Genomic DNA, 15,724 nt, shown 5'->3' with positions numbered 1-15,724 from the left:
AACCGGACGGCTGCTGTGCCTACTGCCTAGCTCGCTGCGCTGACTCACAGTTCATTCTCACCTATGCCCGGAGCGAACGGCACCGGATACCCGTTCATCGGCGACGTGCCGCCGGGACGGCCCGCGGGTCCGGCTCTGCGGGGCGACGCTCTCGGGACCGAGGGTACCCGCACCGGCCGGGAACGGGGGCTACCGGGCGCGCCCCCACCGCACGGGGCATCCCATCCGGCATTCGGGTAAGACTTGATGCGTGGCAGGTGGGTGGGAGCGAACGCGTGAAACGGTGGGTGCCGCCTGCCGTCTGGTCGGCCGTTCGGCCGTCGGGGCGGGGCGGGCGACCGTGCGGGCGGGCAGGAGCGCGGGCCGGACGGCCGTGCGGGCGGGCAGGGGCGCGGGCCGGGCGACGGTGCGGGCCGGGCGCGGCACGGCGAACGGAACGCGGCGGATCGGCAGCGCCTCCAGGCGGCTGACCCACGCCCAGGGGGCGGGCCGTACCGGGCTGGGCCAGCTGATCGAGTTGACCGCGGCGCAGAGCGCGGGCGACGCGCTGGTCACCGCGGCCCTGGCCGGGACGCTGTTCAAACTCCCCGTCAACGAGGCCCGGGGCCAGGTCGCGCTCTATCTGCTGATCACGATGATCCCGTTCGTGGTGGTCGCGCCGTTCGTCGGCCCGGTCCTCGACCGGTTCCGCTCGGGCAGGCGCTTCGTGATGGCGGGCACCCTGTTCGGCCGGGGCCTGCTCTGCTTCGCGATGGCGGCGGCGATCGTCCCGGGTGACGTGTTCACCATCTTCCCCGCGGCGCTGGCCGTTCTGGTGCTGTCCAAGGCGTACAACGTCTCCCGCGCCGCGATCATGCCGAATGTGCTGCCGGCCGACATCGCTCTGGTCACCGCCAACGCCAGGGTCGCCCTGTTCGCGCTGGTCGCCGCAGGGGTCGCGGTCCCGATCGGCGCGGGCGTCAGCGCGTGGCCCGGCCCCGAGTGGGCGCTGCGCGGGGCGGTGGCGGTCTTCATCCTCCTGGGCGTGCTGGCCGTACGGCTCCCGCGTCACGTGGACTCCCCCGACTTCGAGGAGCGGGAGGGGGACGGGCAGGAGCGCCCGCACCGCTGGCGCACCCTGCTGAACGTGGGCCCGGTGGTCGCCGAGGGCGCGGGCGCCAACGTGGCCGTCCGCCTCTACTCCGGGTTCCTGCTGTTCTACCTGCTCTTCCTGGTGCAGGACGGGAACCTTCCGGGCCTCGCCCCGGCGGTCACGATCGGTGTGCTCGCGGTCGCCGCCGGAGCCGGGGGGCTGGCCGCCACGGCGGTGGCCTCCTGGACGCGCAACCACTCCCCGCAGGTCATCGTGCTGGCCACGCTCGCCCTGGCGACCGTGGCCACGGTGGCGGCGGCGATCGTGTTCACCCTGTGGACCGCGGTGGCCGTCGCGCTGACGGCCGCCTTCGCCCAGGGGCTGGGCAAGCTGGCGCTGGACGCGATCGTGCAGCGCGAGATCGGCGAGGAGGTGCGCTCGTCGACCTTCGGCGTGGTGGAGGCGTTCCTGCAGGTCGCCTGGGTGGTCGGCGGGCTGGTCGGGCTGCTGCTCTCCCTGTTCACCGACGGGACCGGAGGGCTGTCGGTGATGGCCGTGCTGCTCGGCGGCTCACTCGGCTGGCTGGTGGTACGGCGGCGCAGGCGGATCAGCGCGCGGGACGCCAGGGTCAGGGCCGCCAGGGCCGCCACGACCACGACCTCGGACGATCCGCGCTCCGGCTCCGGCGTTCCGGATGGCTCCGGCGCCTCACCCGCGGCCACCTCGCCGGCGGCCGAAAACGCCGCTCCGGCTCCGGACGCCGGATCAAAGAGCCCCGAGGCCCGGCCCGCGGGCTCCGACACCCGGCGTCCCGCCCCCTGGGAGAGGCGGCGGCCGGAGACCGGGGGAACGACGACCGCGATCGTGCGGCGCGACGATCCCCCGGCGGAGAAGCGGACCAAACCGCTGACCAACCCCCACGGCTGAGCCGCGAACAGGCCGGGCCGCGAACAGGGGGGAGGGTCGGCCACCCATCGGCCACCCGGACGGCCACGGGGGCGGGCGTCCGGTTCACCGGCCGCCCGGGGTGGCCGAATGGTCGTCCGGGTCAGTCGTCCAGGTCGTCGGCCACGGCGCGGAGCACCGCGGCGATCTTCCTGGCGTGCGTGGCCTCCGGGTGCTTGCCCTTCTGATAGGAGGTGGAGACCGTGTCCAGGAGCTTGATCAGGTCTTCCACGATCACCACCATTTCGTCGGGCTTCTTGCGCTTACCCTTCGGCTTTGCGGTCTTGGCGAGCGTGGGGGGCTGGTCGATCACGCGTACCGAGAGCGCCTGCTGACCGCGGCGCCCTTCGGCCACACCGAACTCGACCTTCTGACCCGGCTTGAGGGAATCCACGCCATCGGGCAGCGCGGAAGAATGCACGAAGACCTCACCGCCGTCGTCGCGGGTGAGGAAGCCGAAACCCTTGTCGGCGTCGTACCACTTGACCTTGCCACTCGGCACAGGGGTGACCTCGTTCAGACTGTCGTGAAAGGGAATGGATGTAGGTTATGCCCAGCGCGAGCCCAGGGCGACCGTCTAATCAAGTCTGAATTACACGAGTGCGGCGGGAATCCTCCAGCCGTCGAACCATTCCCCGAACTCGGTCAGATCACCGAGTACGACGTCGGCCCCGTGATCACGCAGTTTTCCTACCGGATAGTGGCCGGTCGCCACCGCCACGCTGACGACGCCTCCCGCCCGTGCCGCGTCGATGTCGGCGATGTGGTCCCCCACGTAGGCGAGGGCGCCGAAGTCGGTGATGGCCGGGCCCTTGGCGGCTCCGAACACCGAACCGGCGATCTCGTCCACCTCCAGGCCGAGAAACTCGACCGTCCTGGCCGCGTCGAGAGGGTTCTTCCCGGTCACCACGATGACCCTGCCGCCGGCCCGCCGTACGGCGTCGACGGCCTGGCGCGCGCCGGGCATCAGGGTGGTGGCCGGGACCGCGGTCGAGGGGTACAGCGACCGGAAGACGGCGACGGCGGCGGGGATCTCCTCCGCGGGCAGCCAGTTGGCCAGCTCCCACTCCAGCGGCGGCCCGAGCCTGGCCACCACGGCCGCGCTGTCGATGGCCACGCCGACGCGCAGCGCCAGCTCGTCGTAGACGGCGGCGATGCCGGCACGCGTGTCGGCCAGCGTCATGTCCAGGTCGAACCCCACCGAACCCATTCGGTCTTCACCGCTCCTCGTCCGCCCGGCGGCGGACTCCGCTCCGCCCGCCTATCGCAGGATGCCAAACCATCGGGGAAAGAGGTAACCCCGGAATGCCGTACGCGGCGACCTCCGCTCGGGTGAGTTCGTCAGTGGGTAGGGTCACGATGGAGGTATCGGCAGACAAATGACGAGATCAACGCGTGAGCGGATCATCGACGAAGCTCTGCGCCTGTTCGCCGAACGCGGTTATTCGGCGACCTCGGTGGCCGAGATCGAGGCCGCCTCCGGGCTCTCCCCGGGCGCGGGAGGTCTCTACCGGCACTTCAAGTCCAAATACGAGGTGCTGGCCGCGGCCGTGAACGAGCACGCCACCCGGACCCGGACGCAGATCGCCGAGACCCTGGCGGAGACGAGCGCCGCCGACGCCTCGATCGCCGTCGAGGAGCGCCTGGCACACCTGTGCAGGGCCGGGCTGTCCAAGGTCCGCGAGGAGAGCGAGCTGACACGCGTCTTCTTCCGCGACCTGAGCCAGTTTCCCGAGCTGGTGGTGGTCGTGCGCGAGGGGCTGCTGCAGCCCATGTTCGACGCGATCACCACCTGGTTCCACGCCCAGCCCGAATACGCCGGGACCGCCCCCGACTGGCCGGCGATCGGCGCGGTGCTCGGCGGCGCGGTGGTCCACTACCGGCTTTTCCAGGAGACCGTGGGCGAACCTCCGGGACGCGCGGAGCGTGATCGTTTCGTCGCCGCCTGGGTACGGCTCGCGCTCGGCCTGCTACCCCGGCCCCCGGTTCAGGCGATCAGCCGGGACGACGGATTTCCTCGGACGCCGCTCTGTCGGTCATGCCTCCTACCATTAGCGGAATGAGCACGGAGTTCACCGAATGGCTGCGCGGCCGGAGCGACGACCAGTTGCGGGCTCTCGTCGCCGTGCGACCCGAGCTCATCACCCCCGTCCCGGCGCACGTCGAGGGGCTGGCCGGGCGAGCGAGCAGTCCGTCGGCGATCGGGCGCGTCCTCGACCGGCTCGACCGCTTCACACTCTCGGTGGTGGAGGCGCTGGTCGTGCTTTCCGCGCCCGTCGACTACCGGCGGCTGCGCACCCAGATGGCCAGGGCGCTGCCGGAGGGCGTCGCGGCCCCGACGCTGCAGGCGGCCCTGAAGGAGACGGTCGAGCGGCTGCGGACCCTCGCCCTGGTCTACGGGCCGCACACCGCCCTGACCCCGGCTCCGGGGGTGCGGGAGGTGCTGGAGGCCCCCGCCGGGCTCGGCCCGCCCGCGGCGCAGGTGTTCCGGCACCACCCCGCCGAGCGCCTGACCGAGCTGGTCCAGGACATCGGGGGTGGGGGCGGTGACACCGGGCAGGCCCTCGCCGGGCTGCTCGGCGATCCGCAGGTCGTCGGACGGCTGATCCAGGAGATCTCGCCGCAGGCCAGATCCGCGCTGAGCGAGCTGGCCTGGGGGCCGGCCAGCGGCCGGGTGCCCAACGCGCGCCGGGAGGTGCGGGTCGCCGCCGCCCAGTCGCCGATCGAGGAGCTCCTATCCCGCGCACTGCTCGGTGCCACCGGCACCGAGACCGTCGTCCTGCCCCGCGAGATCGGCCTGTTCCTGCGCGGCGGCCGGATCCACCGGGAGCTGTCCCCGGTCCCGCCGGCGCTCAGCGGGGCCGCCCGTGACCGGAGGCTCGCCGACCGCACCGCGGCGGGGCAGGCGTTCGCGTTCACCCGGTCGGTGGAGGAGCTCTGCGAGCGGTGGGGCGCCGACCCGCCCGGCGTGCTCCGCAGCGGCGGTCTGGCCGTGCGCGACCTGAAGCGGACCGCGGGCCTGCTCGACCTGCCCGAGTGGGTGACGGGGCTGGTCATCGAGGTGACGTACGCCGCCGGACTGGTGGCCACGAGCGGCGGGGTTGACGGAGACTGGCTGCCCACCCCGGCCTACGACGGCTGGCGGGTGAAGAGCACCGAGGACCGCTGGGTGATGCTGGCCTCGGCCTGGCTGACCATGGACCGGGTGCCCGGGGTGATCGGTGAGCGCGACGAGCGCGACCGGCTGCTCAACGCCCTCCACCCCGACCTGCGGCGCTCGGCCGCGGCCGAGGTCCGCGCCACGACCCTGGGCCTGCTCCGCGCGGCCGGGCCCGGCGTCGCCCCCGCCCTGGAGTCGGTGCGCGGGCGCCTGGCCTGGGAGCAGCCCCGCCGTCGCGGCGGCCGGCGCGACCAGCTGGTGGAGTTCACGCTGCGCGAGGCCGAGCAGATCGGGGTGACCGGCCTGGGCGCGCTCACGGGCCACGGCTGTGCCCTGCTGCCCGGCGGGGGCCGCGCCGAGCCGGCGGGCGCGCTGCTGGCCCCGCTGCTGCCGGAGCCGCTCGACCACGTGCTCCTGCAGGCCGACCTGACCGCCGTCGCCCCAGGGCCGCTCACCGGCGACCTGAGACGCTGGCTGGCGCTGGCCGCCGAGGTGGAGTCCACCGGCGGTGCGACGGTCTACCGGTTCGGCGAGCGGTCGATCCGGCGGGTGCTGGACGCCGGTCAGGGCGCCGACGAGATACTGGCCATGCTGGAGCGCCATTCGACCACGCCCGTCCCGCAGCCGCTCAGCTATCTGGTCACCGACGTGGCCCGCCGCCACGGCCGCATGCGCGTGGGTACGGCGAGCGCGTACATCCGGTGTGACGACCCCTCGCTGCTGGACGAGGTGATGGCCGACAAGCGGACGTTCCCGCTGCGGCTGCGCCGGCTCGCCCCCACCGTGATCGCCTCCAAGTCCGCCAGAGCGACCCTGGTCGACTCGTTGCGCGCGATGGGTTACGCCCCGGCCGCCGAGTCCCTGGACGGTGACGTGATCATCGCTCAGCTCGACGTCCGCAGGACCGACTCCCAGCCCTCGTCGCGCTCCTCCGGAACGTTCAACGGCCCGGAGGCCGACGTCGTGGCGGCGGCGGTGCGCGCCGTACGCGCCGGTGACGCGGCTCATCGATCCCGCCGCGCCCCGGTGGACGCCCCGGAGGGCCAGGTGCCCCGCTCCCCCGCGACCGCCACGCTCAACGCCCTGCGCGACGCCATCCGGCAGGGCTCCCAGGTCTGGATCGGCTACCTCGACTCCCAGGGCAACGCCACCAGCCGGATCCTGGAGCCCGCCCGGATGGAGGGCGGCTACCTCACCGCCTACGACGAGACCCGTGCGGCGGTGCACCGCTTCGCGCTGCACCGCATCACCGGGATCTCCGACATCAACTGATTGCGCTGGTCGTGACCGTGCGAGCCACCCGGATCGACCGGCTCCACCACGGGGCGTAATCCCCATATCGTGATATGCGTTGACGTTCCAAGTTCAACAGAAGCGAGACGATCCAGAGTGAGCGGTCACCCCGAAGGTCCCAGCACCAACCCGGACGACTGGAAGAGTCCGTACAGCACCGGCCCCGGCCAGACCCCGGGATACGGGCAGGGGTACGGCGGACACGACCAGGGACAGCAGGACCACGGACAGCGGGGATACCCCGGACAGGACCCCGGCGGGCAGGGGCACCCCGGGCAGAGCCCCGGCCACCAGGACCACGGCGGACCGGGGTACGGCGGCCAGGATCCCGGCGCGCCGGGATACGGCGCCCAGGGGTACGGCGCGCCGGAGTACGGCACGCAGGGATACGGCACGCAGGAGTACGGCACGCAGGGATACGGCACGCAGGAGTACGGCACGCAGGGATACGGCACGCAGGAGTACGGCGGCCAGGGATACGGCACGCCGGGGTACGGCGAACGCCCCTACGGCGTGCAGGGCTACGACCAGCAGGCGTACGGCGAGCAGCCCTACGGCCGGTACCCCCCGCAGTACGGTTACGGGCCCGCGCCCCACCAGAACAACGAGGGCGTCAGGACCCACGCGATCGTGGCGCTGGTCATCAGCATCGTGCTCGGCCTGACCTGCTACATCAGCCTCGGCGGCATCGCCGGGGCCATCATGTCCGGTATCGCGCTCGGCAAGGTCGACACCGACCCCCGGGGCGCCAGGAACCTGCTCAAGTGGACCTGGATCGCCATCGGCGTCAACGTCGCCCTGCTCGTGCTGGGCGTCGGCGCCCTCATCGTCGTGGGCGTGGCCAGTTCCTCCTGAGGCTGAGCGGGACGGGGACTGCCGGCGGGCACATCCGTCGTTGGACATACGGAGCGGGGAAACGAACGGGCGAGTCTCCCGCGTGAGTGCGACCATGGGCTGGCCAGCCGTACACGAGGGAGAAGTCTGTGACTAATGGACCATTGATTGTCCAATCGGACAAAACCCTGCTTCTTGAAGTCGATCACGAGAGGGCGGACGAGTGCCGTAAGGCGATCGCGCCCTTCGCCGAGCTGGAACGCGCCCCCGAGCACGTGCACACCTACCGGGTCACCCCGCTGGCCCTGTGGAACGCCCGCGCGGCCGGGCACGACGCCGAGCAGGTGATCGACGCGCTGATCAGCCACAGCCGCTACCCGGTGCCGCACGCGCTGCTGGTGGACGTGGTCGAGACCATGGCGCGCTACGGCAGGCTCCGGCTGGAGAAACACCCCGTCCACGGCCTCGTCCTGACCAGCACCGACCGGGCCGTGCTTGAGGAGGTGCTGCGCTCCAGGAAGATCCAGCCGCTGCTGGGCGAGCGGCTGGACACCGACGGCGTGGCGGTGCACCCGAGCGAGCGCGGCAACATCAAGCAGCACCTGCTCAAGCTGGGCTGGCCGGCCGAGGACCTGGCCGGATACGTCGACGGCGAGCACCACCCGATCGCGCTGAAGGAGGAGGGCTGGCGGCTGCGCGCCTACCAGCGGGAGGCCGCCGAGGCGTTCTGGCACGGCGGTTCGGGCGTGGTGGTGCTCCCCTGCGGCGCGGGCAAGACGATCGTGGGCGCGGCGGCGATGGCACAGGTCAGGGCGACGACGCTGATCCTGGTGACGAACACGGTCTCGGCGCACCAGTGGAAGCAGGAGCTGCTCAATCGCACCTCGCTCTCCGAGGACGAGATCGGCGAGTACACCGGTACCAAGAAGGAGATCCGGCCGGTCACCATCGCCACCTACCAGGTGATGACGACCCGCAGGCAGGGGGTCTACCGGCATCTGGAGCTGTTCGACGCCCGCGACTGGGGCCTGATCGTGTACGACGAGGTGCACCTGCTGCCCGCGCCGATCTTCCGGATGACCGCCGATCTGCAGGCCAGACGGCGGGTCGGGCTGACCGCGACGCTCGTGCGCGAGGACGGCCGGGAGGGTGACGTGTTCTCCCTGATCGGCCCCAAGCGCTACGACGCGCCGTGGAAGGAGATGGAGAACCAGGGCTGGATCGCTCCGGCCGACTGCGTCGAGGTGCGGGTGACGCTCAGCGACGAGGAGCGGCTCGCCTACGCGATGGCCGAATCCGAGGAGCGCTACCGGTTCTGCGCGACCACCCCGTCCAAGATCCGGGTGACCGAGGCGCTGGTCCGGCGCCACCTTGACGAGCAGGTTCTGGTCATCGGCCAGTACATCGACCAGCTCGACGAGCTGGGCGAGCACCTGAACGCGCCGGTGATCAAGGGGGAGACGAAGATCAAGGAGCGGGAGCGGCTGTTCCAGGCGTTCCGCGACAAGGAGATCCAGGTCCTGGTGGTCTCCAAGGTGGCCAACTTCTCCATCGACCTGCCGGAGGCGGCGGTGGCCATCCAGGTGTCGGGCACCTTCGGGTCACGTCAGGAGGAGGCCCAGCGGCTTGGCCGGGTGCTGCGGCCCAAGTCGGACGGTGGCGGGGCGCGGTTCTACTCGGTGGTCAGCCGGGACACTGTGGACCAGGAGTTCGCCGCCCACCGGCAACGGTTCCTGGCCGAGCAGGGATACGCCTACCAGATCATCGACGCGGACGACGTGCTCGCCGGCGATTGACGTCACATGGCGAACACGTCGTCGTCTGTGTCAGGTCCACGAGATACCGCAGGCTTTCGACAAAGCAAACACCCCCTCGCTAGGCCGCGATGGCCACTGGCGACATACCCCATGATCTGCGCGAGTCACTGGATTTGCCCGGCTTTTTAGCGTTTTTGGCGCACAAACACGGACCGTGCCAACGCGGTCACCCCGCCGACCCTGCCGGAGACGGACGGCGTCATCTCCTTCGGCCGCCGAACGGCCATCGCGTCCCATTGGGGAAACGCGAGTAATTCTTTTGAGCGGCGCGAAGGGCATCGGTAGGCTGGTCGATTCGCTGCCTTACGACCACCTCCGTTTATCGAATGGGAGGCGCTTTCGCGTGCCCGCACATCAACTGTCCCCCCGCATAACCGGCGGCCCATCCGGCGACGGCGCGGATACCGCCGACCCCGCGGAGATCCTCACCGCCGAACGCGAGCATCTGGCCGCCTCCAGGGCCGCGCTGCGCGCGATGCGCGAACACGCCCGATCCCTCTCCTCCGACGCCGCCGGAGACTGGGTCTCCCAGCAGATCCTGCAGGCGCTGCTGGACCAGCGGGTCGCGGCGCTGGCCGATCACTCAGGCACCCCGCTGTTCTTCGGCCGCCTGGACCGGTCGGCCGACGACGATCTTCCCGTGACCGTCCACGTCGGGCGCAGGCACGTCCACGACGACCGCAGCCGCCCCCTGGTGATCGACTGGCGGGCCCCGGTCTCGCGGGCGTTCTACCAGGCGAGCCCGTCCGACCCGATGGGCGTCGCGCTCCGCCGCCGGTTCGGCTACCACGCCGGCGACCTGACCGCCTTCGAGGACGAGCGTCTCGACCAGGGGGAGGTCATCCGGCAGTCGAGGATCCTGACCGAGGAGATCGAGCGTCCCCGCTCGGGGCCGATGCGCGACATCGTCGCCACCATCCAGCCCGACCAGGACGAGATCGTCCGCTCCGAGCCGGGGCTGACCGTGTGCGTCCAGGGGGCGCCGGGGACCGGGAAGACCGCCGTCGGCCTGCACCGGGCCGCCTACCTGCTCTTCACCCACCGGGAGAGGCTCGCCCGGTCCGGAGTGATGATCGTCGGCCCGAACCGGGCCTTCCTCGCGTACATCTCCTCGGTTCTCCCCGCGCTGGGCGAGGTCAAGGTCGACCAGACCACGGTCGCCGGCATCCTGGGCGACCACCGGGCGCCCGAGGATCCCGCGGTCGGCACGGTCAAGGGCGACGCGCGGATGGTGCCGGTGCTCAGGCGGGCCCTGTGGACGCACATCGTCAAACCGGACGAGGGCGTCCTGTTCACCAAGGGGGTCAACCGCTACCGGGTGGCCGATCACGAGGTCCGTGAGATCGTCGCCTCGCTCCGCGGCACCACGCGCTACGGTCCGGGCCGGGCGGCTCTGGCCCAGCGGCTGGCCCACCTGGTGCTCGTCCGGATGGAGCAGCGCGGGGAGGCCCCCGACGACCGGGTGCAGGACGCGGTCGCCCGGTCCAGGCCGGTCAAGCAGCTCGTGGACCGGGTGTGGCCCAAGGTGACCCCGGAGCAGGTGCTCCACCGCCTCTTCAGCGACCCCGGCTTCCTCGCCGCCGCGGCCAAGGACGACCTCACCGCCGACGAACAGGCCCTGCTGCTCTGGACCAGGCCCCCCAGGTCCTTCCGCTCGGCGAAGTGGTCGGCGGCCGACGGCGCGCTGATGGACGAGCTCGGCGACCTGATCGAGCGGACCACCCCGCTGGGGCACCTGGTCGTGGACGAGGCCCAGGACCTGTCGGCGATGCAGCTACGCGCCCTGGGGCGGCGCTGCCGTACCGGCGCGGCCACCGTGCTGGGCGATATCGCGCAGGGCACCACCCCCTGGTCGGCCCGCTCGTGGCGGGAGGTCCTGACGCACCTGGGCTTCGAGGACGGCACGGTCACCGAGCTCACCCTGGGCTTCCGCGTCCCCCGGGAGGTCCTCGACTACGCCGCGCGGCTGCTGCCCTCGATCGCGCCCGATCTGGCGCCTCCCCGGTCGCTCCGCCCCGGCGTGGGCTCGCTGTCCGTACGGCACGCGCCCGAACCGGCCACCGGCCTGACGGAGGCGGTGCTGGAGACGGCGCGGGAGACACTGTCCCGGGAGGGCTCGATCGGCGTCATCGTCCCGGACGCCTCGGTCGTCGCGGTGTCGGAGGCGCTCTCCGCCCTGGAGCACCGCGTGCTGAGCCAGGACTCGGCCGAGGAGCATCGTCTCCTGGTCGTCCCGGCGACCCTGGCCAAGGGCCTGGAGTACGACCACGTCATCGTGGTCGAGCCGGCCGACATCGTGGACGCCGAGCCACGCGGCCTGGCCCGGCTCTACGTGGTCCTGACCCGCGCGGTCACCTCGCTGACCGTCCTGCACACCCGGGAGCTGCCCGCGCAGCTGCGCTGACCGGGCTCCGCCGGAGAACACCGCGGACGCCAGAAGAGGCGGCCCCTGCACCTCGGGGTCGCCTCTTCCGTGAAAGCGTCAGGACTTAGAAGTCCATGTCGCCGCCGCCCGGCATCGCGGGAGCGGCACCGGCCTTCTCGGGCTTCTCGGCGATGACGGCCTCGGTGGTGAGGAACAGCGCCGCGATGGACGCCGCGTTCTGCAGAGCGGAACGAGTCACCTTGGCCGGGTCGATGATGCCCGCCTCGAACATGTTGACGTACTCACCGGTGGCGGCGTTCGGGCCCTCACCCGGGGTGAGGTTGCGCACCTTCTCCACCACGACGCCGCCCTCAAGGCCGGCGTTGACGGCGATCTGCTTCAGCGGCTCCTCAAGAGCCTTGCGCACGATCGCGGCACCGGTGGCCTCGTCGCCGGGGAGCTCCAGCTTGTCGAACGCCTTGGCGCCGGCCTGCAGCAGGGCCACGCCACCACCGGGGACGATGCCCTCCTCGACGGCCGCCTTCGCGTTACGGACGGCGTCCTCGATGCGGTGCTTGCGCTCCTTGAGCTCGACCTCGGTCGCCGCGCCGGCCTTGATGACGGCCACGCCGCCGGCCAGCTTGGCGAGACGCTCCTGGAGCTTCTCGCGGTCGTAGTCGGAGTCGGTGTTCTCGATCTCGGCGCGGATCTGGTTGACCCGGCCGGCGATCTGCTCGGCGTCACCGGCACCGTCGACGATGGTGGTCTCGTCCTTGGTGACGATGATCTGGCGGGCGCGGCCGAGCTGGTCCAGCGTGGTGGACTCCAGCTTGAGGCCGAGGTCCTCGCTGATGACCTGGGCGCCGGTCAGGATGGCGATGTCGCCCAGCATGGCCTTACGGCGGTCACCGAAGCCCGGGGCCTTGACCGCGACCGAGCGGAACAGGCCACGGATCTTGTTGACGACCAGGGTGGCCAGGGCCTCGCCCTCGATGTCCTCGGCGATGATCAGCAGCGGCTTGCCGGCCTGCACGACCTTGTCGAGGACCGGGAGCAGGTCCTTGTTGGCGGAGATCTTGGAGTTGACGACGAGGATGTACGGGTCGTCGAGAACGGCCTCCATACGCTCCGGGTCGGTCACGAAATAGGGCGAGATGTAGCCCTTGTCGAAGCGCATGCCCTCGGTGAGCTCAAGCTCCAGGCCGAAGGTGTTGCTCTCCTCGACGGTGATGACACCTTCCTTGCCGACCTTGTCCATCGCCTCGGCGATCATCTCGCCGATCTGCGGGTCGCCCGCGGAGATGGAGGCGGTGGAGGCGATCTGCGCCTTCGTCTCCACGTCCTTGGCCAGCTTGGAAAGCTCCTCGGAGACGCGCTCCACGGCGGCCTCGATGCCCTTCTTCAGGGACATCGGGTTGGCGCCGGCGGCCACGTTGCGGAGGCCCTCACGCACCAGGGCCTGGGCGAGCACCGTGGCGGTGGTGGTGCCGTCACCGGCTACGTCGTCGGTCTTCTTGGCGACTTCCTTGACGAGCTCGGCCCCGATCTTCTCCCACGGGTCCTCAAGCTCGATCTCCTTGGCGATGGAGACACCGTCGTTGGTGATCGTGGGAGCGCCCCACTTCTTCTCCAGCACGACGTTACGGCCCTTGGGGCCGAGGGTCACCTTGACGGCGTCCGCGAGCTGGTTCATACCACGCTCGAGACCGCGCCGGGCGTCCTCGTCAAACGCGATCATCTTGGCTGCCATACGGCTAGACCTCCCAAACACAGGGTGGCTTGCACCAGATCGAGCCGACGCCCGCGACGGCATACGGGTCCGCGACTCCGTTCGGCGGACCCCATCGTCTCGATCCAGGGTTTGGCACTCACCAATGGAGAGTGCTAAGCAACTGTTTAGCACTCCCCCCTGCCGAGTGCAAGCCAGAGTCCCCCTGACCTGGCCCCAGCCTAGACGAAGGCCCGGCCCGCCGATCGAAACGACGAGCCGGGCCGACGCGCGGGAGGATCCGCACGGACTGCGCTGCCGCGGGGTCCACCGGCACTTCCCGACGAACTGACGGACGAATCAGACCGCCCTGACGGATTCCGCCTGGGGGCCCTTCTGTCCCTGCGTGATCTCGAACTCGACCCGCTGGCCCTGTTCGAGCGCACGATAGCCATCCATCAGGATCGCGGAGTAATGGACGAAAACATCCTTACCACCGTCTACCGCGATGAAGCCGTAGCCCTTGTCCGCGTTGAACCATTTGACGGTGCCTTGCGCCACTTCCGACTCCTCTTACTGGACTTGAGGACGCCGCCCATTCCTCCGCGAAGTCCTCAATCTCCGAGGCGGAGACATCGCCTACGTCGATCGTCCTCGACCATACCTGTGATAGAGCATTGGGCAACAGAGCCAATCAGCAAACTACTGCTTTACGGACGCATTCAACACGCAGGCAGAGTTTTGCTATCACGATTAGTTAGTTAAATATTGCACCATGTCCCGGCTCAACAAATATGAGCTTGCGTCATAAAACACGACACCCGCACGCGGCCGGGCCGGTGCGGGTGTGGTGGACGGGATGTACGGGGACAGATCGCCGGGACAGGAGACGGACCCGCCGGCGGACGGCATCCGACCAGGGAGGGGTCAGCCTCCGGCGACCGCCGGGATGATGGAGACCTGAACGCCGGCGGGGGTGGCCGTGTCCAGATTGTCAGCGAATCGGACATCCTCATCACCGACGTAAACATTGACAAAACGACGAATCTTCCCCGTTTCATCAAGAATTCGGGCACCGATCCCCGGGAAGTCGACGTCCAGCTTCTGGAGAACATCACGCAGGGTCTCGCCCTCTCCGCCGACCTCGGCGGAGCCGCCGGTGTACGTACGGAGAATCGTCGGAATCCGCACAGAAACGCTCATAATTAAGTACCTTTCACGAGTTCTAGGCGATAGCCGCACGGAATGCGTCAAGAGACGGCCGGATGACGGCGGTGGGGCGCGCCTGGTCGGCCACCGCGTCGAGGGTCTTCAGGCCGTCGCCGGTGTTGAGGACCACGGTCTCGGCGTCGGGGTCGAGCCGCCCCGAGGCGACCAGCTTGCGCAGCACCCCGACGGTGACGCCACCGGCGGTCTCGGCGAAGATGCCCTCGGTCCTGGCCAGCAGCCGGATCGCCTCGACGACCTCGGTGTCCGTGACGTCCTCCACCGCGCCGCCGGTGCGCCGGGCGATGTCGAGCACGTAGGGACCGTCGGCCGGGTTCCCGATCGCGAGCGACTTGGCGATCGTGTCGGGCTTGACCGGGCGGATCACGTCGTGACCGGCCCGGTAGGCGGCGGAGACCGGGGAGCACCCCTCGGCCTGGGCGCCGAAGATCCGGTACGGCGTGTCCTCGACGAGACCGAGCGTGATCAGCTCCTTGAACCCCTTGTCGATCTTCGTGAGCTGGGAGCCCGAGGCGACCGGGATGACGATCTGGTCGGGGATCCGCCAGCCGAGCTGCTCGGCGATCTCGTAGGCCAGCGTCTTGGAGCCCTCGGCGTAGTAGGGCCGGAGGTTGACGTTGACGAAGCCCCACTTCTCGCCCAGCTCGTCGCCGATGAGCTCGGAGCAGAAGCGGTTGACGTCGTCGTAGCTGCCGTCGATGCCGACGAGCCTGCCACCGTAGACCGAGGCCATGACGATCTTGGCCTGCTCCAGGTCCGACGGGATGAACACGCAGGCGTCCAGCCCGGCCCGCGCTGCGGCCGCGGTCACGGCACCGGCCAGATTGCCGGTGGAGGAGCAGGAGAGGGTGTGGAAACCGAAGTTACGGGCCGCCTCGACGGCGATGGCCACCACGCGGTCCTTGAAGGAGTGCGTGGGGTTGCCGGAGTCGTCCTTCACGTGCAGCGAGCGGATGCCCAGCTCACGCGCGAGGTTGCCGGCCTTGACGAGCCTGGTCCAGCCGGGCGCCATGTTGGGCTTGGTGGCCACGTCCGCCGGGACCGGCAGCAGGGAGCGGTAACGCCAGATGCTGGCCGGCCCCCGGGCGATCTGCTCCCGGGTCACCCGGCCGAAGTCGTAGGCGACCTCCAGAGGACCGAAACACTCGGCGCAGGCGAAGTCGGGGCCGAGTCCGGAGCGGGCACCGCACTCGCGGCAGGACAGCGCGACGGCCGGGCCGAACCGCGGGCTCCGCGGGTCGTCGACATGGTCGGCCTGGTCGAGGGGGACGGTGGTTTCAGTGTTCGCGAGCGCCATGAAGCG

At 70.5% G+C, this 15,724-nt stretch carries 12 protein-coding genes; 6 read left to right on the top strand and 6 right to left on the bottom strand.

Features of this window, described 5'->3' with window-relative positions:
* The first annotated feature begins 283 nt into the window (after positions 1-283).
* Positions 284-1,999 carry an MFS transporter gene (locus ACWEF2_RS21510; RefSeq protein WP_453817724.1) on the top strand — a complete coding sequence of 572 codons (1,716 nt, stop codon included), beginning with the start codon at positions 284-286 and terminating at the stop codon, positions 1,997-1,999.
* 121 nt (positions 2,000-2,120) lie between these two features.
* On the opposite strand, the gene ACWEF2_RS21505 is transcribed toward ACWEF2_RS21510, so the two are convergent.
* Positions 2,121-2,519 (bottom strand): cold-shock protein, encoded by a 399-nt coding sequence (locus tag ACWEF2_RS21505; RefSeq protein ID WP_355596836.1) that lies wholly within the window; start codon positions 2,517-2,519, stop codon positions 2,121-2,123.
* 90 nt (positions 2,520-2,609) lie between these two features.
* On the bottom strand, positions 2,610-3,227 hold the full coding sequence (locus ACWEF2_RS21500) for an HAD family hydrolase (RefSeq protein WP_453817721.1): 618 nt from the start codon (positions 3,225-3,227) through the stop codon (positions 2,610-2,612).
* Between the two features lie 169 nt (positions 3,228-3,396).
* Here ACWEF2_RS21500 and ACWEF2_RS21495 point away from each other — a divergent pair, with 169 nt between their 5' ends.
* The 5 genes from ACWEF2_RS21495 to ACWEF2_RS21475 all read left to right on the top strand — a co-directional run bounded on the left by ACWEF2_RS21495 (position 3,397) and on the right by ACWEF2_RS21475 (position 11,525).
* The gene (locus ACWEF2_RS21495) at positions 3,397-4,080 is read left to right on the top strand and encodes a TetR/AcrR family transcriptional regulator (protein WP_453817719.1); all 684 of its coding nucleotides are present in this window, start codon (positions 3,397-3,399) and stop codon (positions 4,078-4,080) included.
* Positions 4,077-6,449 (top strand): helicase-associated domain-containing protein, encoded by a 2,373-nt coding sequence (locus ACWEF2_RS21490; protein WP_453817717.1) that lies wholly within the window; start codon positions 4,077-4,079, stop codon positions 6,447-6,449. Before ACWEF2_RS21495 ends, ACWEF2_RS21490 begins: the two co-directional genes overlap by 4 nt.
* 117 nt (positions 6,450-6,566) lie before the next feature.
* A complete protein-coding gene (locus ACWEF2_RS21485; protein ID WP_453817715.1) occupies positions 6,567-7,325 on the top strand; it encodes a hypothetical protein in 759 nt (252 codons plus the stop codon).
* Between the two features lie 128 nt (positions 7,326-7,453).
* The gene (locus tag ACWEF2_RS21480; protein WP_453817713.1) at positions 7,454-9,100 is read left to right on the top strand and encodes a DNA repair helicase XPB; all 1,647 of its coding nucleotides are present in this window, start codon (positions 7,454-7,456) and stop codon (positions 9,098-9,100) included.
* Positions 9,101-9,464: 364 nt separating this feature from the next.
* Positions 9,465-11,525: a HelD family protein gene (locus ACWEF2_RS21475; protein ID WP_453817711.1), complete on the top strand. Its 2,061-nt coding sequence runs from the start codon at positions 9,465-9,467 to the stop codon at positions 11,523-11,525.
* 85 nt (positions 11,526-11,610) lie between these two features.
* Here ACWEF2_RS21475 and groL read toward each other — a convergent pair whose 3' ends face one another.
* The 4 genes from groL to thrC all read right to left on the bottom strand — a co-directional run bounded on the left by groL (position 11,611) and on the right by thrC (position 15,718).
* Positions 11,611-13,236 carry a chaperonin GroEL gene (gene groL / locus ACWEF2_RS21470; RefSeq protein WP_453817709.1) on the bottom strand — a complete coding sequence of 542 codons (1,626 nt, stop codon included), beginning with the start codon at positions 13,234-13,236 and terminating at the stop codon, positions 11,611-11,613.
* 318 nt (positions 13,237-13,554) lie between these two features.
* Positions 13,555-13,755: a cold-shock protein gene (locus ACWEF2_RS21465; RefSeq protein ID WP_127936975.1), complete on the bottom strand. Its 201-nt coding sequence runs from the start codon at positions 13,753-13,755 to the stop codon at positions 13,555-13,557.
* Positions 13,756-14,121: 366 nt separating this feature from the next.
* Complete coding sequence (locus ACWEF2_RS21460) at positions 14,122-14,397, bottom strand: MoaD/ThiS family protein (protein WP_453817707.1); 276 nt, start codon at positions 14,395-14,397, stop codon at positions 14,122-14,124.
* A gap of 22 nt (positions 14,398-14,419) precedes the next feature.
* Complete coding sequence (gene thrC / locus ACWEF2_RS21455) at positions 14,420-15,718, bottom strand: threonine synthase (protein WP_453817705.1); 1,299 nt, start codon at positions 15,716-15,718, stop codon at positions 14,420-14,422.
* Positions 15,719-15,724 lie beyond the last annotated feature (6 nt).

The organism is Streptosporangium sp. NPDC004631, assembly GCF_053601935.1.
The sequence above is the reverse complement of the archived record's forward strand: the minus strand, read 5'-3'. Positions and strand labels throughout refer to the sequence as shown.